Annotated in this window: 19 protein-coding genes and 1 other RNA gene; 9 read left to right on the plus strand and 11 right to left on the minus strand. The window is 74.3% G+C overall.

The window, feature by feature from the left end:
- Positions 1 to 15: 15 nt before the first annotated feature.
- Positions 16 to 1,128 carry a hypothetical protein gene (locus tag ACSHWO_RS23680; protein WP_438314628.1) on the minus strand — a complete coding sequence of 371 codons (1,113 nt, stop codon included), beginning with the start codon at positions 1,126 to 1,128 and terminating at the stop codon, positions 16 to 18.
- Between the two features lie 232 nt (positions 1,129 to 1,360).
- Between ACSHWO_RS23680 and ACSHWO_RS23685 the strand changes: the two genes are divergently transcribed.
- The 3 genes from ACSHWO_RS23685 to ACSHWO_RS23695 are packed head-to-tail and all read left to right on the plus strand — an operon-like array spanning position 1,361 to position 4,265.
- Positions 1,361 to 2,218: a Nif3-like dinuclear metal center hexameric protein gene (locus ACSHWO_RS23685; RefSeq protein ID WP_438314631.1), complete on the plus strand. Its 858-nt coding sequence runs from the start codon at positions 1,361 to 1,363 to the stop codon at positions 2,216 to 2,218.
- Entirely contained in the window at positions 2,215 to 2,958 is a 744-nt protein-coding gene (locus tag ACSHWO_RS23690) for a zinc ribbon domain-containing protein (protein WP_361097003.1), read from the plus strand. The genes ACSHWO_RS23685 and ACSHWO_RS23690 overlap by 4 nt, the downstream gene beginning before the upstream one ends.
- Positions 2,958 to 4,265, plus strand: a complete 1,308-nt coding sequence (locus tag ACSHWO_RS23695; RefSeq protein ID WP_438314634.1) for a bifunctional RNase H/acid phosphatase — start codon at positions 2,958 to 2,960, stop codon at positions 4,263 to 4,265. The genes ACSHWO_RS23690 and ACSHWO_RS23695 overlap by 1 nt, the downstream gene beginning before the upstream one ends.
- A 218-nt stretch (positions 4,266 to 4,483) precedes the next feature.
- On the opposite strand, the gene yaaA is transcribed toward ACSHWO_RS23695, so the two are convergent.
- Positions 4,484 to 5,284 carry a peroxide stress protein YaaA gene (yaaA, locus tag ACSHWO_RS23700; protein ID WP_438314637.1) on the minus strand — a complete coding sequence of 267 codons (801 nt, stop codon included), beginning with the start codon at positions 5,282 to 5,284 and terminating at the stop codon, positions 4,484 to 4,486.
- A 119-nt stretch (positions 5,285 to 5,403) separates the two neighbouring features.
- Here yaaA and ACSHWO_RS23705 point away from each other — a divergent pair, with 119 nt between their 5' ends.
- The gene (locus tag ACSHWO_RS23705; RefSeq protein ID WP_438314640.1) at positions 5,404 to 6,858 is read left to right on the plus strand and encodes an RNB domain-containing ribonuclease; all 1,455 of its coding nucleotides are present in this window, start codon (positions 5,404 to 5,406) and stop codon (positions 6,856 to 6,858) included.
- On the opposite strand, the gene ACSHWO_RS23710 is transcribed toward ACSHWO_RS23705, so the two are convergent.
- Positions 6,845 to 7,693, minus strand: coding sequence for a hypothetical protein (locus ACSHWO_RS23710; RefSeq protein WP_438314643.1), 849 nt, complete (start codon positions 7,691 to 7,693; stop codon positions 6,845 to 6,847). The two genes, ACSHWO_RS23705 and ACSHWO_RS23710, sit on opposite strands and share 14 nt — an antisense overlap.
- On the minus strand, positions 7,690 to 8,430 hold the full coding sequence (locus ACSHWO_RS23715) for a MerR family transcriptional regulator (RefSeq protein WP_438314646.1): 741 nt from the start codon (positions 8,428 to 8,430) through the stop codon (positions 7,690 to 7,692). The genes ACSHWO_RS23710 and ACSHWO_RS23715 overlap by 4 nt, the downstream gene beginning before the upstream one ends.
- Positions 8,431 to 8,506: 76 nt before the next feature.
- Between ACSHWO_RS23715 and rnpB the strand changes: the two genes are divergently transcribed.
- An RNA gene (rnpB, locus tag ACSHWO_RS23720) (RNase P RNA component class A) lies at positions 8,507 to 8,906 on the plus strand.
- Between the two features lie 98 nt (positions 8,907 to 9,004).
- Here the strand turns inward: rnpB and ACSHWO_RS23725 are convergent.
- Both ACSHWO_RS23725 and ACSHWO_RS23730 read right to left on the minus strand, forming a co-directional pair.
- A complete protein-coding gene (locus ACSHWO_RS23725; protein ID WP_385849313.1) occupies positions 9,005 to 9,751 on the minus strand; it encodes a bifunctional DNA primase/polymerase in 747 nt (248 codons plus the stop codon).
- Between the two features lie 235 nt (positions 9,752 to 9,986).
- Entirely contained in the window at positions 9,987 to 10,604 is a 618-nt protein-coding gene (locus ACSHWO_RS23730; RefSeq protein ID WP_385849312.1) for a TetR/AcrR family transcriptional regulator, read from the minus strand.
- Positions 10,605 to 10,713: 109 nt separating this feature from the next.
- Here ACSHWO_RS23730 and ddaH point away from each other — a divergent pair, with 109 nt between their 5' ends.
- Entirely contained in the window at positions 10,714 to 11,544 is an 831-nt protein-coding gene (ddaH, locus tag ACSHWO_RS23735) for a dimethylargininase (protein ID WP_438314650.1), read from the plus strand.
- A 34-nt stretch (positions 11,545 to 11,578) separates the two neighbouring features.
- Here the strand turns inward: ddaH and ACSHWO_RS23740 are convergent, their stop codons facing one another.
- A complete protein-coding gene (locus tag ACSHWO_RS23740) occupies positions 11,579 to 12,589 on the minus strand; it encodes a small ribosomal subunit Rsm22 family protein (RefSeq protein WP_438314653.1) in 1,011 nt (336 codons plus the stop codon).
- A gap of 32 nt (positions 12,590 to 12,621) precedes the next feature.
- Positions 12,622 to 13,932, minus strand: a complete 1,311-nt coding sequence (locus ACSHWO_RS23745; RefSeq protein ID WP_438314656.1) for a multidrug effflux MFS transporter — start codon at positions 13,930 to 13,932, stop codon at positions 12,622 to 12,624.
- Positions 13,933 to 14,041: 109 nt separating this feature from the next.
- On the opposite strand from ACSHWO_RS23745, the gene ACSHWO_RS23750 reads away from it, so the two are divergent.
- From ACSHWO_RS23750 to ACSHWO_RS23760, 3 genes are all read left to right on the plus strand, one after another.
- Complete coding sequence (locus ACSHWO_RS23750) at positions 14,042 to 14,812, plus strand: SDR family oxidoreductase (RefSeq protein ID WP_438314659.1); 771 nt, start codon at positions 14,042 to 14,044, stop codon at positions 14,810 to 14,812.
- Positions 14,813 to 14,904: 92 nt separating this feature from the next.
- Positions 14,905 to 15,771 carry a PhzF family phenazine biosynthesis protein gene (locus tag ACSHWO_RS23755; RefSeq protein ID WP_438314663.1) on the plus strand — a complete coding sequence of 289 codons (867 nt, stop codon included), beginning with the start codon at positions 14,905 to 14,907 and terminating at the stop codon, positions 15,769 to 15,771.
- Complete coding sequence (locus tag ACSHWO_RS23760) at positions 15,768 to 16,325, plus strand: GNAT family N-acetyltransferase (RefSeq protein WP_438314666.1); 558 nt, start codon at positions 15,768 to 15,770, stop codon at positions 16,323 to 16,325. The genes ACSHWO_RS23755 and ACSHWO_RS23760 overlap by 4 nt, the downstream gene beginning before the upstream one ends.
- Positions 16,326 to 16,440: 115 nt before the next feature.
- Here the strand turns inward: ACSHWO_RS23760 and efeU are convergent, their stop codons facing one another.
- Genes efeU through efeO form a run of 3 tightly spaced genes read right to left on the minus strand, consistent with a single transcriptional unit; the run spans position 16,441 to position 19,769 of the window.
- Positions 16,441 to 17,304 (minus strand): iron uptake transporter permease EfeU, encoded by an 864-nt coding sequence (efeU, locus tag ACSHWO_RS23765; RefSeq protein WP_438314669.1) that lies wholly within the window; start codon positions 17,302 to 17,304, stop codon positions 16,441 to 16,443.
- A gap of 25 nt (positions 17,305 to 17,329) precedes the next feature.
- Positions 17,330 to 18,580, minus strand: a complete 1,251-nt coding sequence (efeB, locus tag ACSHWO_RS23770) for an iron uptake transporter deferrochelatase/peroxidase subunit (RefSeq protein WP_438314672.1) — start codon at positions 18,578 to 18,580, stop codon at positions 17,330 to 17,332.
- A gap of 37 nt (positions 18,581 to 18,617) precedes the next feature.
- On the minus strand, positions 18,618 to 19,769 hold the full coding sequence (gene efeO / locus ACSHWO_RS23775; protein WP_438314675.1) for an iron uptake system protein EfeO: 1,152 nt from the start codon (positions 19,767 to 19,769) through the stop codon (positions 18,618 to 18,620).
- Positions 19,770 to 19,787: the final 18 nt, after the last annotated feature.

The following is a 19,787-nucleotide window of genomic DNA, read 5'->3' on the forward strand; positions in this document are numbered from 1 at the left end:
CCGTCCCCGCCCGGGTCAGACCCGGGCGGGCTGCGGCAGCGGCGCCTGCGGGACGGGTGCCTGCTGGAGCGGTGCCTGTTGGAGCGGGACCGGGCGTGGTGCGGCCGGTGCCGGCGGCGGTTCGAGCCGGACCGGCGCCGGCACCGGCGGCATCGTCAGCCGGGCGATCCCGCACGGGACCTCGCGGGTGGCGTACGGCAGGTGCAGCCGGCCCTCGGGGCTCCACAGCCCGGTGCCGAGCCAGCCGACGGGCGCGGGCAGCCGGAAGACGCGCCGGTCGGCGGGCCGCCACAGGCCCAGCGCGCCGTCCTCCGTCCGCAGCGCGACCGCGCAGGTCTCCGGCATCAGGGCCTGGCCCGGCTGGACCGCGAACGGGACCGCGGCCCCGCCGCGCAGGCACTCCGGGAACCGGACGGGTAGGGAGCTGCCCAGGACGCCCCAGCCCAGGCGGGACGTGCCGGGGGCGTCCGAGCGGATCAGCAGCAACCCGCTGTCGGGGTCGGCCAGCAGCAGCCGGTCGTTGCTGCCCTCCGCGATCTGCAGCAGCGGGGAGGCCGCCCCGCTCCCGCCGAGGTCCACCACGACGGCCTTGACGAGGCCGTCCAGCTCCCGGTCCAGTGCCAGCATCAGGCCGTCGCGGTCCAGCCAGACGCCGCCCGTGCACCGGCCCGGGATCCTGGCGACCTGCCCGAAGGGGCCGCCGGCCACCCGCCAGACCGTGCTCTGCGTGTCCGAGGCGGTCAGGGCGAAGGCGCTCCGCCCGTCCGGCGGCGGGGGCAGCAGGGACACCCGTACGCCCTCACCGGCGGGCTCCACCGAGCCCAGCGGGAGTTCCCCGGTCCGCGGGCCGGCCCCGGCGCTGCCGGTCGGGTACAGCAGGGCGAAGGCGTGCCGCTGCGCGACCCGGCGGTGGATCAGCACCCGCCCGTCGGCCAGCGGCAGGACCTCGCTGTCCGCCTCCTCGGGCTGGGCCAGCGGCAGCGGCACCGCGTACGGCTCGGGGCCCGCGAGGGTCCAGCGCTCCGGGTAGCGGGCCTCTCCGGTGCCGGCCAGCCGGGCAGCGTACGACCCGTCGGCGGCGATGGTGAACGGGGCAGCCGTAGTGATCTCGATGGCACAGACAGTCATCCGTGCGTCACCTCCGGTGAGGAAGCTAGTTTTCGCGTTTCGGGCGGACAATGCGACCCCCGGTGCTTCACACGTACGGGTGGCCACCCGGCGGTTCTGCGGTGGTGGAGGCGGAGCGTGTGCCTGCGCGGCCGGCCGTGCGCGTTCCCGCGCGGTGCGGGCGGTGCCGGGGTGCGGGCGGGGGCGGGCCGGGCGGACTCCCGCCGTCCCGCACGGACGGTAGCCTTGGCCTGTGCCACGTCTCTCTGAAGTCATCGCCGCGCTGGACGCTCTCTGGCCCCCCTCGCGGGCCGAGCAGTGGGACGCGGTCGGAACCGTCTGCGGCGACCCCGATGCCGAGGTCACCCGGGTCCTGTTCGCCGTCGACCCGGTGCAGGAGGTCGTCGCCGAGGCGGTGAAGCTGGGCGCCGACCTGCTCGTCACCCACCACCCCCTCTACCTGCGCGGCACCACCACCGTGTCGGCCGGCACCTTCAAGGGCCGCGCCGTGCACACCCTCATCAAGAACGACATCGCGCTGCACGTCGCCCACACCAACGCCGACACCGCCGACCCGGGCGTCTCCGACGCCCTCGCCGGCGCCCTCGACCTGCGCATCACCGGCCCGCTCGTGCCGGACCCGACCGACCCCGAGGGCCGCCGCGGCCTCGGCCGGATCTGCGAACTGGACCACCCCGAGACGCTGCGCGAGTTCGCCGCCCGCGCCGCCGCCCGGCTGCCGCGGACCGCACAGGGCATCCGCGTCGCCGGCGACCCGGACATGACGATCCGTCGGGTCGCCGTCTCCGGCGGCTCCGGCGACAGCCTGTTCGCACAGGTCCGGGAGGCCGGCGTGGACGCCTTCGTCACCGCCGACCTGCGCCACCACCCGGCCTCCGAGGCCCGCGAGCAGAGCCCGCTCGCCCTCGTCGACGCCGCCCACTGGGCCACCGAGTGGCCCTGGTGCGAGCAGGCCGCGGCCCAGCTCGACGCCGTCTCGGAGCGCCACGGCTGGGGCCTGCGCACCCACGTCTCGCGCACCGTCACCGACCCCTGGACGGCGCACGCGCCGTCCGCCGACTCCCCGACTACCCCTGGAGCCCCCAACTGAACGCCGAGCCCGCCGACCAGATCCGACTCCTCGACGTCCAGGCGCTGGACCTGCGGCTGTCCCAGCTCGCCCACAAGCGCGCCTCGCTGCCCGAGCACGCCGAGGTCGACTCCCTGACCAAGGACCTGAGTCAGCAGCGCGACCTGCTCGTGGCGGCGCAGACGCAGGCGAGCGACGCCGCCCGCGAGCAGACCAAGGCGGAGCAGGACGTCGACCAGGTCCGCCAGCGCGCGGCCCGCGACCAGCAGCGGCTGGACTCCGGCGTCGGCATGTCGGCCCGCGACCTGTCGAACCTGCAGAGCGAGGTCGTCTCCCTCGCCAAGCGCCAGGCCGACCTGGAGGACGTCGTCCTCGAGGTGATGGAGCGTCTGGAGGCCGCCCAGGAGCGGGTCACCGAGAACACCGAGCGCGTCTCCGCCCTCGAAGCCAAGCTCGCCGACGCCACCGCCCGCCGCGACGCCGCCACCGGCGAGCTCGACGCCGAGGCCGCGAAGGCCACCAAGGACCGCGAGCTCGTCGTCGCGTCCATGCCGGCCGACCTGATGGCCCTGTACGAGAAGATCCGCCTGAAGCAGGGCGGCGTCGGCGCGGCCCGCCTCTACCAGCGCCGCTGCGAGGGCTGCCGCCTGGAGCTCGACATGTCCGAGATCAACGAGATCAAGGCCGCCGCCCCCGACCAGGTGGTCCGGCACGACTCCTGCGGCCGCATCCTGGTCCGTACGGCGGACTCGGGCATCTGATGCCGCGGTTGGTCGTGGAGGCGGACGGCGGCTCCCGGGGCAACCCGGGGCCCGCCGGCTACGGCGCGGTCGTCCTCGACCCGGCGACGGGCGAGACGCTGGCGGAACGCGCCGAGTACATCGGCATCGCCACGAACAACGTGGCCGAGTACAAGGGACTCATCGCCGGCCTCACGGCCGCCCGCGAGCTCGACCCCGACGCGCAGGTCGAGGTCCGGATGGACTCCAAGCTCGTCGTCGAGCAGATGTCGGGCCGCTGGAAGATCAAGCACCCCGACATGAAGCCGCTCGCGGCGGAGGCCGCCCGGATCCTGCCCCGCGCGCAGATCTCGTACGAGTGGATCCCGCGCGAGCAGAACAAGCACGCGGACCGGCTCGCCAACGAGGCGATGGACGCCGGTCGGCTGGGTCGGCAGTGGGAGCCGTCGGCCTCCACGGCCGCCCTGGACACCTCCGCCGCCCGCGCCCTGGCCACCCCGCCGCCGTCGGGGCCGCCCGGGGACGCGGCGGCCGGTGCCGCAGCGGTCCGCGCGGCCCTCGCGATGACGACGCCCCCGTCGGCGGTCGTGGCGCCGTCGGCACCTGCGGCGCCTGCGGCACCTGCGGCGCTTACGGCGCCTGTGGCGCCACCCGCTGCCGCCGAGCCCTCGAAGGGCGGGACCCAGGGCTGGGGCCCGGACATGGGCCCGCCGGCCACGTTCGTGCTCCTCCGACACGGCGAGACCGCCCTCACCCCGCAGAAGCGGTTCTCCGGTAGCGGCGGCAGTGACCCCGAACTCTCCCCGGCGGGGCGCCGCCAGGCCCACGCCGTGGCCGAGGCGCTCGCCGCCCGCGGCACCATCCAGACCGTCATCAGCTCCCCGCTGCGGCGCTGCCGCGAGACCGCCCAGGCCGTGGCCGACCGCCTCGGCCTCGGCGTGACCGTCGAACAGGGCCTGCGCGAGGTGGACTTCGGCGCGTGGGAGGGGCTGACCTTCGCCGAGGTGCAGGAGCGGTTCCCGGAGGACCTCCAGGCCTGGCTGGACTCCCCGAAGGCGGCCCCCACCGGCGGCGGCGAGAGCTTCGCGGCCGCCACCCGCCGGATCTCGGCCACCCGGGACCGGCTGCTGGCGGCGCACGCGGGGCGTACGGTGCTGCTGGTCACGCATGTGACCCCGGTGAAGATCCTTGTTCGGCTGGCCCTCGGGGCCCCGCCGGAGTCCCTGTTCCGGATGGAGCTCTCCGCGGCCTCGCTGACGGCTGTCGCGTACTACGCCGACGGGAACGCCTCGCTCCGCCTCCTCAACGACACGTCCCACCTCCGCTAGGCGGTGCTGGCCGCTGGGGGCGGGGGCCGCTGCGCGGAGCCGTTTCCCCACCCCGTCCCTTCCCGAAACCGTGGGCTCCGCCCCCGGACCCCCGCGCCTCAACCGCCGGCGGGGCTGGAAGACCCGGCCCGCGAACGGGGGCCGGGGCGAAGCCCCGGGTTCGGGAAGGGGCGGGGTGGGGAAATGCTCCGCACGGCGGGCGGCACCCGGCGGGTGGGTCAGTGGATCCGGGTGACGATCACGTCGAGGGACCACGGCTTGCCGGGCTTCGCCGGGGCCTGAGCCTCCACCGCGTAGCCCAGGTCCCGCAGGGCCGCGACCAGCTCCGCCGGGTCCTCGGGGACGGCCCCCGCGACCAGCAGGTCCCGCACCAGCCGCCCCTTCGTCGCCTTGTTGAAGTGGCTCACCACGGACCGCTTCTCGACCCCGTCCACCACCTGCGCGTGCAGCACCCGCACGGTCGCCGTGCGCCCCGCCGTCTCACCCTTCGGCTTCCAGGCCGCCGCGTACGCCGCCGACCGCAGGTCGAGGACCAGGCCGTCCCCGGCGGCTTCGGGCAGGACCTCCGCCATCGGCGTCCGCCAGTGCGCGCCGAGCGCGCCCAGCCCGGGCAGTTTCACGCCCATCGAGCAGCGGTAGGAGGGGATGGCGTCCGTGACGCGGACGGCGCCCCACAGCCCGGAGAACACCAGCAGCGACCGCTCGGCGAGGGCCCGTGCCCCGGCCGGCAGGTCCCCGAGTCCCAGCGCGTCGTACAGCACTCCGGTGTACACCTCGCCCGCAGGTCGGGCGGGGGCGCTGCGCAGGCCGGCGTTCTTCGCGACCTCGCCCCGCAGCCCCTCGCTCAGCCCGAGCACCTCGCGGGCCTTGTCCTCGTCCGCGGAGCACAGCTCGACCAGTTCCTCCAGTACGGCCGCCCGTGCAACGGCCAGTCCGGGCAGCGACAGCGTTCCCGTGTCCAGGGGCGCGCCGGAGCCTCCGGCGGCCTTTCCCTCGGACGGCGGCAGCAGCACGAGCACGGCGGTTTCTCCTTCTTCGCGTACGAGCGCGGGGGTGCGGCCCCGACGAGCCAGCCTAGGCCCTCCCGAACGGACCGTTTCACCGCGCCCGGGCGCACCGGCCGCCCTACGCTCGGGTCATGCCACGCCGCCTGATGCACCTGTCCGACGCGGCCGAGGCCGCCCTGCGTACGGCCCTGCAGCAGCTCCGGGCGGAGCTGGAGGTCCGTACGGAGTTTCCCGCGCCCGTGCTCGCGGCGGCGGAGGCCGCCGCGGCCGCGCCCCGGCTGCCCGACGAGGACGCCACCCACCTGCCGTTCTTCACGATCGATCCGCCGGGTTCGAAGGACCTCGACCAGGCCATGTACCTGGAGCGGCGGCCGGGCGGCGGCTTCCGCGTGCACTACGCCATCGCGGACGTGGCGGCCTTCGTCTCGCCCGGCGATGCGCTGGACGCCGAGGCGCACGAGCGGGTGGAGACGCTGTACCTCCCCGACGGCAAGGTGCCCCTGCACCCTCCGGTGATCTCCGAGGGCGCGGCCAGCCTGCTGCCGGACCGGACCGTTCCGGCCCTGCTGTGGCAGCACGACCTCGACGCGCACGGCGAGGTCACGCACGCGCACGTGCGCCGGGCCCTGGTCCGCAGCCGGGCCAGGCTCGACTACGCGGGCGTGCAGCAGGCCGTCGACGCGGGCACGGCCGAGGAGCCGGTGGCCCTGCTGCGCGACATCGGCGCCCTGCGGGAGGCCGTCGAGGTCGCGCGGGGCGGGATCTCGCTGTCCCTGCCGGACCAGGAGGTCACCCTTGAGGACGGGTCGTTCCGGCTGGACTACCGGGCGCAGCTGCCGGTGGACGGCTGGAACGAGCAGATCTCCCTCATGACCGGCATGGCCGCGGCCCGGATCATGCTGGACAGCGGGACCGGCATCCTGCGGACCCAGCCGCCGGCCCCGAACCACGAGGTCACGCGGTTGCGCCTGATCGCCCAGGACCTGGGCATCGACTGGCCGCACCACGTCTCGTACGCGGAGCTGATCCGCCGTCTCGATCCGCAGGACCGGAAGCACGCGGCCTTCCTCAACGAGGCCACCGGCCTGCTGGAGAAGTCGGTCTACACGCCGTTCCGCGACCACCGGATCCCGGAGCTCACGCTCCATGCGGCGATCGCGGCGCCGTACACGCACTGCACGGCCCCGCTGCGGCGCCTCGTCGACCGGTACGCCGGCGAGTTGTGCGTGGCGGCGTGCGCCGGCCAGGACCCGCCGTCCTGGGTGCTCGCGGCCCTGTACGGCCTGCCGTGCGACATGGCTCGGGGGCAGGGGAACGTGGTGGGCCGGCGCTCCGTGGACCTGGCGGAGGCCGCGGTGCTGATGGACCGGGTGGGCGACGTCTTCGACGCCACGGTCGTCAACACCGACGTGGAGGAGAAGCCGTCGAAGCCGAACGAGGGCACCGTGCACATGGCGGAGCCGGCCGTGATCGGCAGGGTCACGGCGGGCTCCGCCCTGGTGCTGGGATCGAGGGTCCGGGTCACCCTGAAGCGGGCCGACCCTTCGTTCTCCGGCCGGCACAAGATCCTGTTCAGCCTGCCGTAGCGGGTTCCCGGCCGGCGCGCACCGCGGCGACGACCGCTGCCGGGTCGTCGGCGTGGAAGCGGACGGTACGGGCGTGCGCGCGGGCGCCGAGCGGCCGGGTGAAGGCGAGCGGGCGGGTCAGTTCCAGGGTCACGGTGGTCTGGCTGCCGACGATCAGGTCCAGCACCCCGTCCTCGGAGAGGGTGACGAGCCGTCCTTCCGGGTAGCGGCGGTCGACCCGGACCGCGGCCACCGCGTCGGGCGGGACGACCAGGTCGAACAGGGCCCCGTAGCGGATCCGCAGGGTGCCGTCGCCGCGGACGACGTGCGGCCGGGTCACGCAGGCGGCGTGCAGGGCGAGCAGCAGCAGCACCCCGTAGACGTCGAGGACGAGGACCGCGCGGTGCACGGCCGGCCACGGGATGACGAGGGCCAGCGCGACGGTCTCGACGACCGACACGAACAGGAAGCCGTACATCATGGCGGTCTGGGGCCCGGTGTAGCGGGCGGCGAGGTCCCCGGCCGCCACGCCGTGCGGCGGGCGGCGCAGCGCCCACCGTGCGAGCGAGGCCATGGCCCGCAGCTCGTGGAGCAGCAGCCGGCGTACGGCGGCGGGCACCACGGCCCGTACGGCGGCCCGCGCGGCGGCGCCGGGGCGGGCGCCGCGGGCGCGCTCGGCGGCGTACAGCGAGCGCAGCACCCACGCCTCGGACAGCAGCACGGCGGCGAAGAGCGCCTCGGCCGTGCCGGTCACCCAGCCGGGCGGCCGCACCCCGGCGGCGAGGACCAGCACCAGCAGCAGTTCGCCGGGTACCACCGCGCCGGCCGCGATCCGTGCCGCGCGTATCCGCCTCATGCCCGTACCCGCTGCGTGAACGCTTCCATCACGAGCCGTACGACGGCTGCCTGTGCGGGGGCGTACTCCGCGAGCAGGGCGTCGGTGAAGCCCGGCGCGAGGCCCGGTCCGCCGCTCCTGGGGATCGCGTCGAACACCTCGTCGGGGACGGCTGCGACCAGGTCGGCGGCGAGCGGGGCGATCCGCGGGTCGTCGACGGGCGCGTCGGCGAGGTCGTCGAGGCGTCGGTACAGGTCGAGGACGGCCGGGTCGGCGGCCAGCGGGCCGAGCGCGGCGTACAGTTCGGCGCCGCCGGCGCCGGCCGTGTCCAGCAGGGTCAGGTGCTCGCGGTCGAGGGCGGCGGACGCCGACCCGGTCTCGGGGGCGCGGGCGAGCAGCTCGGCGAGGGCCGGGGAGACGGGTTCGGTCGCGCCGGGCGGTGCGGCGCGCAGTGCGGCGAGCCGGAGCCGGCGCTCCCGGATGGCGGTCTCCTGCCGGGCCAGGTCGGCGTCGAGCTCCTCCAGGACCTCCTCCAGGTCGCGCCCGGCGTCGTCCGCGAGGACGTCGCGGACCTCGTCCAGGCCGAGCCCGAGCTCGGTGAGCCGGCGGACGCGGGCGAGCAGCACGGCGTCGCGGACGCTGTACTCCCGGTATCGGTTGGGGCGGCGCTCCGGTTCGGGGAGCAGTCCGACGTGGTGGTAGTGCCGGATCGCGCGGGTGGTGACCCCGACGAGTGCGGCGATCTCTCCGATCCTCATGCGGCCAGTAGAAACCCTGCCGCTGCGGCAAGGTCAAGCTGCGCCGCGGCGGCGGGTAGCATGGTCGTTCGCAGAACAACGCCGGCGGACGGCCGCGTCGGGGCTCCGGCCCCGCCGAGGAACGTCCGGGCTCCACAGGGCAGGGTGGTGGGTAACGCCCACCCGGGGTGACCCGCGGGACAGTGCCACAGAAAACAGACCGCCGGGGGCTTCGGCTCCCGGTAAGGGTGAAACGGTGGTGTAAGAGACCACCAGCGCCTGGGGTGACCCAGGCGGCTAGGTAAACCCCACTCGGAGCAAGGTCAAGAGGAGTCGTCTCCGGACGGCTCTGCGCGGACGATCGAGGGCTGCCCGCCCGAGTCCGCGGGTAGACCGCACGAGGCCGGTGGCAACACCGGTCCTAGATGGATGGCCGTCTCCCCGGCGATCGCGAGGTCGCCGGGTGACAGAACCCGGCGTACAGCCGGCGTCGTTCTGCACCCCGTACGAGTCGGGCCCCGCACACGCCGTGTGCGGGGCCCGACCCGTACGGGGGTGGCCGGCCGTGCCGTCTCACGGCGGGGCCGGCGGACGGTCAGTGGTGGGGCCAGGCCACGGCTGCGGGGGACCGGTCGGCGGAGCCGGCGTATTCGGCGCAGGCGTCCGTGAGGGTGCCCAGCAGGGTGAGCGGGTCCGGCAGGGGGTGTTCCATCCCGCGGACCCAGGTCACCGCATGGTCTCCCGGCAGGGCCGCCGGCGGTACCAGTACGTAGCTGCCGCGGCAGTGCCACCGCAGGCCGGGGTGCTCGTCCATCGTCTCGGGGTGGCAGTCCAGCTCGCACGGCCACCACTCGTCCTCGTCCTCGGGGGTGCCGCGGGTCGCGGTGAAGAAGAGCATCCGGGCCTGGTCGCCGGTGCCGCCGGACTCGGCGACGGGGCCGACGTCGACGCCGGCCTCGAGGAGGCGGCCCAGGGCGCGGGTTCCGGCCTCCAGCGGGACGTCCAGGACGTCGTGGAGCATTCCGGTCGCGGTGATGAAGTTGGCCTGGGGCTGGTTGCGGGCCCAGCGCTCGATCTGCGCGCGGTCGGTGGTCGACTGGGTCTGCCAGGCGAAGGAGAGGGGGTGCCGCGCGGGGGTGGGGCAGCCGATGCGGTCACAGGAGCAGCGGTAGCCGACGGGGTGGGCGGCGGGGGCGAGCGGCAGGCCGGCGGCGGCGACCGACAGCAGCAGCGCTTCGCGTGCCTGGGCGGGGTCTTCGGGCGAGGGTTTCGGGCGGCGGCGCAACCACTGCGAAATCCTGCTCTGCTCGCCGCGTTTGACGCGGTCGGACTTGGACCCCATCTATCCCCTCACCTCACCGTTGGCCACCGGCAGACCCTCACATCGTCCCACCATCCTGAGGGCCGGGTGACCGCTCTCCCCAACCGGGGGGTGGGGGTGAAGCATGTGCGAACGGCAGCCGAACGGACGGAAAATCCCCATATGACTGGAGAAAAAGGGCGTTTATGTCGGCCGATCGCGACCCGGTGGGGCTGCGGTGACCTTCGCCACCCCGGCCCGCCCGGGGAGGGCGGGGTCAGGCGCGGGCCCCCGACAGGACCGCGTCCACCAGGGCGTCCGCGTACGCGTGGGTCAGCGGCGCGGTGCGCATGAGCCAGCGGTAGGTGAGCGGTCCGAGGAGCATCTCCACCGTCAGGCGGAGGTCCGCGTCGGCGGCGAGCTGGCCGGCCTCCTGGGCGGTGCGCAGCCGCGCCTCGTACAGCGCGAGCTGCGGTTCCAGGAGCTGTTCGGTGAAGCGGGCGCCGAGCTCGGGGTCGGTGGCCCCGGCGGCGGTGAGGGCGCGGGCGGGGGCCGCGTACTTCTCGTCGTTGAACTCGTCCACGGTGGCGCGCAGTACGTACTTCAGGTCGGCGGCGAGGTCCCCGGTGTCGGGGAAGCCGGTCCAGCCCCCCTCGGTCCCGGCGTCCCCGGCGAGGGCGAGCGAGGCGTCGAGCAGGACCGCGGCCTTCGACGGCCACCACCGGTAGATCGTCTGCTTGCCGACGCCGGCGCGGGCGGCGATCGCCTCGACGGTCAGCTTGTTGTAGCCGACCTCTCCGACCAGGGCGAGGGCCGCGTCGAGGATGGCCCGCCGCGAGCGGTCGCTGCGGCGGCTGGCGTCGGGGGCCTTCGTGTCCGGTTTCCTACTGCTCATTCGGCCAAATTACCAATCGATACATCTCGACTTTGAGTCATTCCTCGAACCACCCGGACAGTTCACTGCACGGTCTCCCCGGGGGAGGGACGATTCTCTCCACAAGCCCGTGAGTCGTGAGGAGCCTTCTTTGCGCAGAGACGCCACACCCCGGCGCTACCTGATGTGCCCACCGGCACACTTCCAGGTCACGTACTCCATCAACCCGTGGATGGATCCCACGAAACCGGTGGACCTGCCCCTCGCACAGGCCCAGTGGGAAGACCTCAGGGACCGCTACCTCTCCCTCGGCCACACCGTCGAGACGCTCGAACCGGACCCCGCACTGCCCGACATGGTGTTCGCCGCGAACGGGGCCCTCGTCATCGACGGCCGGGTCCTCGGTGCCCGGTTCGCCCACCCGGAGCGGGCGCCCGAGGCGCGGATCCACCTCGACTGGTTCCGCTCCCACGGTTTCCAGGACGTCCACGAGCCCGCGCACGTCAACGAGGGCGAGGGCGACTTCGCCGTCACCGCCAGCTGGATCCTCGCCGGGCGCGGCTTCCGCTCCAGTCCGCTCTCGCACGACGAGGCCCAGGAGTTCTTCGGCCGCCCGGTGATCGGTCTGGACCTCGTGGACCCGCGCTACTACCACCTGGACACCGCGCTGTGCGTGCTGGACGGCGACGAGGTGATGTACCACCCGGAGGCCTTCTCGCCGGGCAGCCGCGCGGTGCTGCGGCGGCTGTTCCCGGACGCGCTGCTCGCCGACCACCGGGACGCGGCCGCGCTCGGCCTGAACGCGGTGTCCGACGGCCGCCACGTCCTGCTCCCGCAGGCGGCGACCGGGCTGCTGGCACCGCTGCGCGACCGCGGGTTCGAGCCGGTCCCGATGGACCTCGGGGAGCTGCTCAAGGGCGGCGGCAGCGTGAAGTGCTGCACCCAGGAGCTGCGGATGTAGCGGACGTTCAGGCGGACGCGGTCGGCGGCGGTGGTTACGGGGCCGCGGGGTCGGCCGGGGGCCACTCCTGGCCCCACTCCGCGTCCCGGGCCGCCTTGTACAGGTCGCCGTGGCGCTTGGTCACGGTGGACCGGGACAGCCCCTCCTCCTGCGGGCCGCACAGGTCCAGCAGGACGAGCCCCTTCCGGATCTGCGGCTTGCGCGTGATCCGGAAGGGGACCGGCGCCGCCGGGAACCGGGTGGCGGCCACGTAGCTGAACTTCTCGTCCTCGTACGCCAGCGAACCGCCCTTGACCTGCCGGTGCAGGGAGGACCGGCTGACCCGCGCCGAGAAGTGGCACCAGTCCTGCCCGACCTCGATCGGGCAGGACCCGTCGTGCGGGCAGGGCGCGGCGACCCGCAGCCCGGCCGCGATCAGCTGGTCCCGGGCCTCGCGGATGCGCAGGTACCCGTCAGGTGTGCCGGGCTCGATCAGGACCACGGCCTGCCCGGCCCGGGCGGCTTCGGCGACGACGGCCCGGCGGGCTTCGGGCGTCAGCTCGCCGAGGACGTACGACACGGTCACCAGGTCGGCCTCGGGCAGGGTGATCCCGGAGCCGATGACGGCCCGCCGCCACTCGGCGGAGCGCAGCACCGCCGAGCCTGAGGCCCCGGCCAGTTCCCGGCCGAGGGCGAGGGCGGGCTCCGCCCAGTCCAGGACGGTGGTCGTGCGGGGGCCGTCCCAGGTGGCGTCCACCGCCCAGGTCGCCGCGCCGGTGCCGCCGCCCACGTCGACGTGCGAGGCCGGGGCCCACTGCGGGGCGGCCCCGGCGAGTCCGGCGAGCGCGCCGCGGACGGCCTCGAAGGTGGCCGGCATCCGGTACGCCGCGTACGCCGCCACGTCGGACCGGTCCCGCAGGACGGGCGCGTCGGTGGGGGTGCGCCCCCGGTAGTTGGCGATCAGCCGCTCGACGGCGGCCGCGGCCTGCTTCGGCGGGAGCCCGTCGAGCAGTCCGGCCAGTGCGGACCGCAGGGATTCGGCGGTGGTGGGGGCGGAGGCGTTCACCTGCGAAGTTTACGGCGCTCCGGGCACCGGCCTCACGCCCCGCCCGCCGGCTCCCGCTGCTGCCAGGGGCGGCTCATGCCGAGGAGGCAGGCCAGCGCGAGCAGCGCGCACGCGACCTGGACCACGGCCATCGGCACGGCCGTGTCCTCGCCGGCGACCCCGACCAGCGGGGAGGCGACCGCGCCCACCAGGAACGAGGCGGTGCCGAGCAGCGCCGAGGCGGAGCCGGCGGCGTGCGGGGTGCGCATCAGGGCGAGGGCGTTGGTGTTCGGCAGGACCATGCCCATCGCCGTGACCAGGACGAACAGCGCGGCGGCGACCGGGACCAGGCCGACGGGCCCGAACACCCCGGTGGACATCAGCAGCAGCGCCACGGCGGCGGCGCTGACGACGGTGAGCCCGCCGGCCAGCACCCGGTCCAGGCTGACCCGGCCGACCAGCAGTTTGCCGTTGACCTGCCCGGCGAGGATCAGGCCGACCGAGTTCAGGCCGAACAGCAGGCTGAACGTCTGCGCGGAAGCCCCGTATATCTCCTGCACCACGAAGGGCGAGGCGGATATGTACGAGAACAGGGTGGCGAAGGCGAAGCCGCCGGCCAGGGTGTAGCCGGCGAAGACGCGGTCGGCGAGCAGCCCGCGCATGGTCCGCAGCGCGTGGCCCACGCCGCCGGTGTGCCGCCGGGCGGGCGGCAGGGTCTCGTCGAGGCTGCGCCAGGCCACCAGGGTCAGGAGGAGTCCGACGGCGGCGAGGACGACGAAGATCCCGCGCCAGTCCGCGAAACGCAGTACCTGGGCGCCGATCAGCGGGGCGACGATCGGTGCGACACCGGATATGAGCATCAGCGTGGAGAAGAAGCGGGCCATCTCGACGCCGTCGTAGAGGTCGCGGACGACGGCGCGGGCGATGACGATCCCGGCCGATCCGGCCAGGCCCTGGAGCAGGCGGAAGCCGATGAGCAGTTCGGCGGTGGGCGCGAGGGCGCAGACCGCGGTGGCGAGGACGTAGAGGACCATGCCGCTCAGCAGGGGGCGGCGGCGCCCCCACTTGTCGCTCATCGGGCCGATGACGAGCTGGCCCAGCGCCATGCCGGCGAGGCAGGCGGTGAGGGTGAGCTGGATGGTGGCGGCCGGACTGGACAGGGCGGAGGCGACCTGCGGCAGGGCCGGAAGGTACATGTCCATGGACAGCGGGGGGAGGGCGCTGAGGCCGCCGAGCACGAGGACGACGAGCAGTCCGGTGCGGCGCGCGGCCGCGGTCGGCGGGGCGGGAGCGGGCGGGGGAGCGGAGGACGTCGGGGTCGACGGCTCGGGCGCAGAGGCCGTCGCGGGGCCTGTCTCCGGCATGCGGGACTCCTGTCTCTTTCGTCGTTCTTCCACACCCCTGACCGCCCCATGCTCTCAGCTGGCGGAACGTCCGTGGACGGCCGCGGCAGGTGACGTACCCTGCGGGCCCATGGACGCAAGTGGGAAGAAGACCGCCGTCGTCACCGGGGCCGGCTCCGGCATCGGCCGTTTCGTCGCCCTGGCCCTCGCGGGCGCCGGCTGGTCGGTGGCCGTCGCGGGGCGCCGCGGCGAACCGCTCCGGGAGACGGCCGCGGCGGCCGCGGTGGACCGGCCCGGCGCGGACGTGCTGTGCGTACCGGCGGACGTCAGCGATCCGGACGACGTGGCCGCGCTCTTCGCGGCGGTGCGCGAACGGTACGGCCGGCTCGACCTGCTGTTCAACAACGCGGGCACCTTCGGCCCAGGCGGCGTCCCGCTGGAGGACCTCCCCTACGAGGCCTGGCGCTCGGTGGTGGACGTCAACCTCACCGGGGCGTTCCTGTGCGCGCAGGCGGCGTTCCGGCAGATGAAGGAGCAGGACCCGCAGGGCGGCCGGATCATCAACAACGGCTCCATCTCCGCGCACGTGCCGCGCCCGCACTCGATCGCGTACACGGCGACCAAGCACGCCGTGACGGGGCTGACCAAGTCGCTGTCGCTGGACGGGCGCCCCTACCGGATCGCCTGCGGCCAGATCGACATCGGCAACGCGGCGACCGAGATGACCGAGCGGATGCAGCAGGGCATCCTCCAGGCCGACGGGAAGCTGGCGGTGGAGCCGGTGATGGACGCGGCCGATGTCGCCCGCACCGTACTGCACATGGCGGAGCTGCCGTTGGAGGCGAACGTGCAGTTCGCGACGGTGATGGCGACGGCGATGCCGTACATCGGGCGCGGCTGAGCGACGGCCGGGAACGGGCACCGGGCGCGGCCGGGAACGGGTTGCCCGGCGCGGCCGGGAATGGTCGGGCCCCGGCACGGGTTGGGGCGATCATGACGACCGAGGTACTGCGCTACACCGCCTTCTCCGACGACCCGGCCGGCGGCAACCCGGCCGGCGTCGTGCTCGACGCGAGCGCCCTGGACGACGCCGCGATGCTCCGGATCGCGGCCGGACTGGGCTACAGCGAGACGGCGTTCCTGTCCGCCCCACCGCCCGGGCTGGACGGTGCGCCCGGCCGGGCGTTCACCCTGCGCTTCTTCAGCCCCAAGGCGGAGGTGTCCTTCTGCGGGCACGCCACGGTGGCCGCCTCCGTGGCCCTCGCCGAGCGGATCGGCCCGGGCGAGCTGGTCTTCGCCACGCCCGCAGGCACCGTCCCCGTCTCGGTGGCCGCCACCGACGGCGGGGGTCTGCGGGCCGTCCTGACCAGCGTCGAGCCGCACACCGAGGAGATCGCGGACGCCGACCTCGCCGAGGCCCTCGCCGCCCTGGACTGGCCGGCGGCCGACCTCGACCCGCAGTTCCCGCCCCGCATCGCCTTCGCCGGGGCCCGCCACCTGGTGCTCGGCGCGGCCACCCGGGCCCGCCTCGCGGACCTCGACTACGACTTCGCCCGGCTGGAGGCGCTGATGCGGCGCCTGGACCTGACCACCGTCCAGCTCGTGCACCGGGCGGGCCCGGACACCTTCCACGTCCGCGACCCGTTCCCGGTCGGCGGTGTCGTCGAGGACCCCGCCACGGGAGCGGCGGCCGCGGCCTTCGGGGCGTACGCCCGCGAGCTCGGACTCGTCCCCGAGGCGGCCGTCCTCACCCTCCTCCAGGGCCAGGACATGGGCCGCCCGGGGGTCCTCACGGTGGAACTGCGGGCGGACGACCCGCGGGTGCGGGTCGGCGGCGCCGGCGTCCGGATCCCCGGATGAGGATCGTCACCCACCCCGAGGCGGACCTGCCCGCGCAGCTCGCGGCCCAGGTCGTCGAACTGGAGGAGCAGGCCTGGCCCGGCAACCGCCACGGCCACGACCCCGGGCTCGCCCCGCTGGCGATGCTGCTGCTGGACGCCGGCGGGACGGTGGCCGCCTCGCTGGCGCTGCTGTACAAGCCGGTCCGGCACGCGGGGCGCACGTACCGCGCGGCCGGACTGAGCGCGGTGGTGACCCGGGAGGCGGACCGGGGCCGCGGCCACGGAGGCCGGCTGGTGGCCGAGGCCCGGGCGGCGCTGGCCGCCGACCCGGCGGTGGACGTGGTCCTGTTCAGCTGCGACCGGCCGCTGGCCCGGTTCTACGAGGCGGCCGGCTTCACCCGGCTGCCGGGCGCGGTCCTGGTGGGCGGCACGCCCGAGGAGCCGCTCGCCACCGACGACCCCGGGTTCGACAAGGAGGTCCTCGGGGACTTCCCGGCCGGGCGCGCCGAGGCCGCCGCCTTCGCGGGGACCCGGATCGGCCTGTACCCGGGGCTCGTCGACCGCCTCTGGTGATGCCCCGGCGGCGGTAGCGCCCGTCGCGCCCGCCCGTCCGTCCGTACCCGTACGTCCACGCGGAAGGGCCCCGGACACACGGTCCGGGGCCCTTCGTAGGTACGGGCGGCGCGGTCTACGCGCCGGGCTGCGCCTCCGCGGCAGCGGCCGGGGCCTGCTGCGCCGCGGGCTGCGGCCGGCGCCCCGCGCCCTGCGCGAGGAAGAGGGCCAGCGTGGGGACGAGGTAGAGGGCCCACACCCCGAGCTGGAGCCAGGTCGGGTCCGGCTGGAAGTTGAACGTGCCCTTCAGCAGGGTCCCGTACCAGCTGTCCGGCGGGATGGTCCCGCTGATGTCGAAGGCCTTGTTCGCCAGGCCGGGCAGGAACTCGGCCTCCTGGAGGTCGTGCACGCCGTACGCGAGCACGCCCGCGGCGACCACGACGAGCATCGCGCCCGTCCAGGTGAAGAACTTCGACAGGTTGATCCGCAGCGCGCCCCGGTAGAACAGCCAGCCCAGCAGGACCGACGTGCCGAGGCCCAGCAGGACGCCGACCAGCGGCGCGGAGCCGTCACCGGCGGCGTGCACGGACCGCCACACGAACAGCGAGGTCTCCAGCCCCTCGCGGCCGACGGCCAGGAACGCCGTCGCCACCAGGGCGCCGGTGCCCATGGCCAGGGCCGCGTCGAGCTTGCCGTGGAGCTCGGCCTTCAGGTGCCGCGCGGTGCGCTTCATCCAGAAGACCATCCACGTCACCAGGCCGACCGCGACGATCGACAGGCTGCCGCCGATCGCCTCCTGCGCCTGGAACGTCAGCTCCGAGGTGCCGAATTCGAGCGCGGCCCCGAAGGCCAGGCTGATCGCGGCCGCGAGGCCCACGCCCAGCCACAGCGGCGGCAGCTTGTCCCGGTTGTCGGTCTTGACCAGGTACGCGATGAGGATGCAGACGACCAGGCTGGCCTCCAGCCCCTCGCGCAGGCCGATCAGATAGTTGCTGAACACGTCGTTCTCCTCGTGTGCGGACCCGTCAGGCGAACAGGGTCCGGCCCCACCAGTCGTCCTTGTCGTGGACGCCCGGCGGGACGGCGAAGATCGCCGAACCCACGTGCTGGATGTACTCGTTGAGGCCGTCGGACTTCGCCAGCTGGCGCTGGATCGGGATGAAGCCCTTGCGGACGTCGCGCTGGTAGGCGATGAAGAACAGGCCCGCGTCGAGCCGGCCCAGCCCGTCCGTGCCGTCGGTGAAGCTGTAGCCGCGGCGCAGGATCGTCGCCCCGTTGTTGCTGTCGGGGTGCGCGAGGCGGACGTGCGCCTCCGGCTTCATCGCCTTCAGGAACGGCTCGTCGCGCTCCTTGGACTTGCCGACCGCCGCACCCTCGCCCTTGTCGCGGCCGAAGATGTCCTCCTGCTCCTGCAGGGGGGTGCGGTCCCAGGTCTCGATGTTCATCCGGATGCGGCGGGCGACCAGGTACGAGCCGCCCGTCATCCAGGCGCTGCCGTCCTCCGCCCCGACCCACACGTGCTTGTCGAGGGCCGCCTTGTCGGTCCCGGAGATGTTCCGGGTGCCGTCCTTGAAGCCCATCATGTTGCGCGGGGTCTGCTCGTCCGGGGTGGTCGAGGAGGTCTTGCCGAAGCCGAGCTGCGACCAGCGCATCGCGACCTTGCCGAAGCCGATGCGGGCGAGCTGGCGGATGGCGTGCACGGCGACCTGCGGGTCGTCGGCGCAGGCCTGGACGCACAGGTCGCCGCCGGAGCGGGCCGGGTCCAGGTTGTCGCCGGGGAACAGCTCCAGGTCCACCAGCGCCTCCGGGCGCTTGCCCTCCAGGCCGAAGCGGTCCTTGGCGAACAGGCCCGGGCCGAAGCCGACCGTCAGCGTCAGCCGGGACGGCTTGAGGCCGAGGGCCTCGCCGGTGTCGGTCGGCGGGGCCTCGGGCAGGCCCTCGTAGGCGTCGCCGACGGGCCGGCCGGCCGTCATCAGGCGGGCCGCCTCGGTCCAGTCCTTGAGCAGCTTCACGAGCTCGGCGCGGTCCTTCGTCTTCACGTCGAACGCCGCGAAGTGCAGGCGGTCCTGGACCGCGCTGGCGATACCCGCCTGGTGCGGGCCGTGGAAGGGCACCGCGCCGCCGGCGGAGGCCGCCGGCGCCAGGTCGGACGAGGGGACGAGGGCCGCCGCCGCACCGCCGGCCGCGGCGGCGCCGAGCGTCAGCCCGGCCCCGCCCCAGCCGAGCACGGAGCGCCGCGAGGGGCGGCCGGCCTGGGCCGGCACAGATTCAGTCATTCCGGGTTCTCCCGCCTGCTGTTGACCGTTGCCGGGATTACTTGGCGACCGCGGCGGCCAGCTTCGAGAGCGGCTCGGCCAGCGCGTTGACGCCGTCCGACAGCTCCTTGCGCTCGGTCTCGCCGACCTTGTCGTAGGAGGTGAACTCGTACGTGTTCTTGTCCGCGCGGTACTTGTCCAGCAGCGCGTTCAGCGCGGCGAACTGGGTGTCGAGCTGCTTGGCGAGCTCGGCGTCGTTCTTCGCCGCGACCGGCTTCAGCAGCTCGTACGCCTTCTGCGCGCCCTCGACGTTGGCCTTGAAGTCGACCAGGTCGGTGTGGCTGTAGCGCTCCTCCTCGCCCGTCACCTTGCCGGTCGCGACCTCGTCGAGGAGCTCCTTGGCGCCGTTGGCGATGGAGGTGGGGGTGATCTCCGCCTGGCCGACCTTCTTCTGCCAGTCGGTCAGGTCCGTGATCAGCTGGTCGGCGAGCTTCTTCTCCTCGTCGCCGATCTTGCCGTCGGCCCACAGCGACTTCTCCAGGCGGTGCCAGCCGGTCCAGTCCTTCGCCGGGTCCTGGCCGGCCTCCAGGCCGTCCTCACGGACGTCGACCTTCGGGTCGATGTCGCCGAAGGACTCGGCGACGGGCTCGGTGCGCTCCCAGCCGATGCGGGACGTCGCGTACGCCTTCTTGGCGGCCTCCAGGTCGCCGGCCTTGACCGCGTCCGCGAACGCCTTGGCCGCGGGGAGGGTCTCGTCTGCCTGCTCCTGCACGTACTTGCGGTAGCCGGCGACCGCTGCGTCCAGCTCGGGGCTGCGCTTCTCGGCGGCGCCGTTGCCGGTGGCCTTGACCTTCTGGCGGATGCCGTCGCCCTTCATGCCGGGCTTGCAGGCGATCTCGTAGTCGCCGGCCTTCATCTCGGCGGTGATGGTGGCCTTGGTGCCCGGGCCGATGTTCTCGCGCTCGGTGACGATCCGGTCGTCCGGGAAGAGGACGTACAGCTCGGTGACCTTCGAGCCCTTGTTCTCGACCTCGATCGTGACCTTGCCGGCCGGGAACTCGGTCGCGGAGACCTCGCACGCGGTGTCGGAGGCGGCGACCTTGACGGCCTTGCCGTCTGCCGACCCGCCCTTCTCGGCGCAGCCGGTGACGGCCGTCAGCGCGGCCACGGCGGCAGCCGCGGTGAGGACGGTGAGGCGGGCGGGACGCATGGGGGCTCCTGGTGTCGA

The sequence above is a fragment of the Streptomyces pallidus (ex Mingjun et al. 2026) genome, assembly GCF_051550185.1.
In the GTDB taxonomy this organism is placed as follows: Bacteria; Actinomycetota; Actinomycetes; order Streptomycetales; family Streptomycetaceae; genus Streptomyces.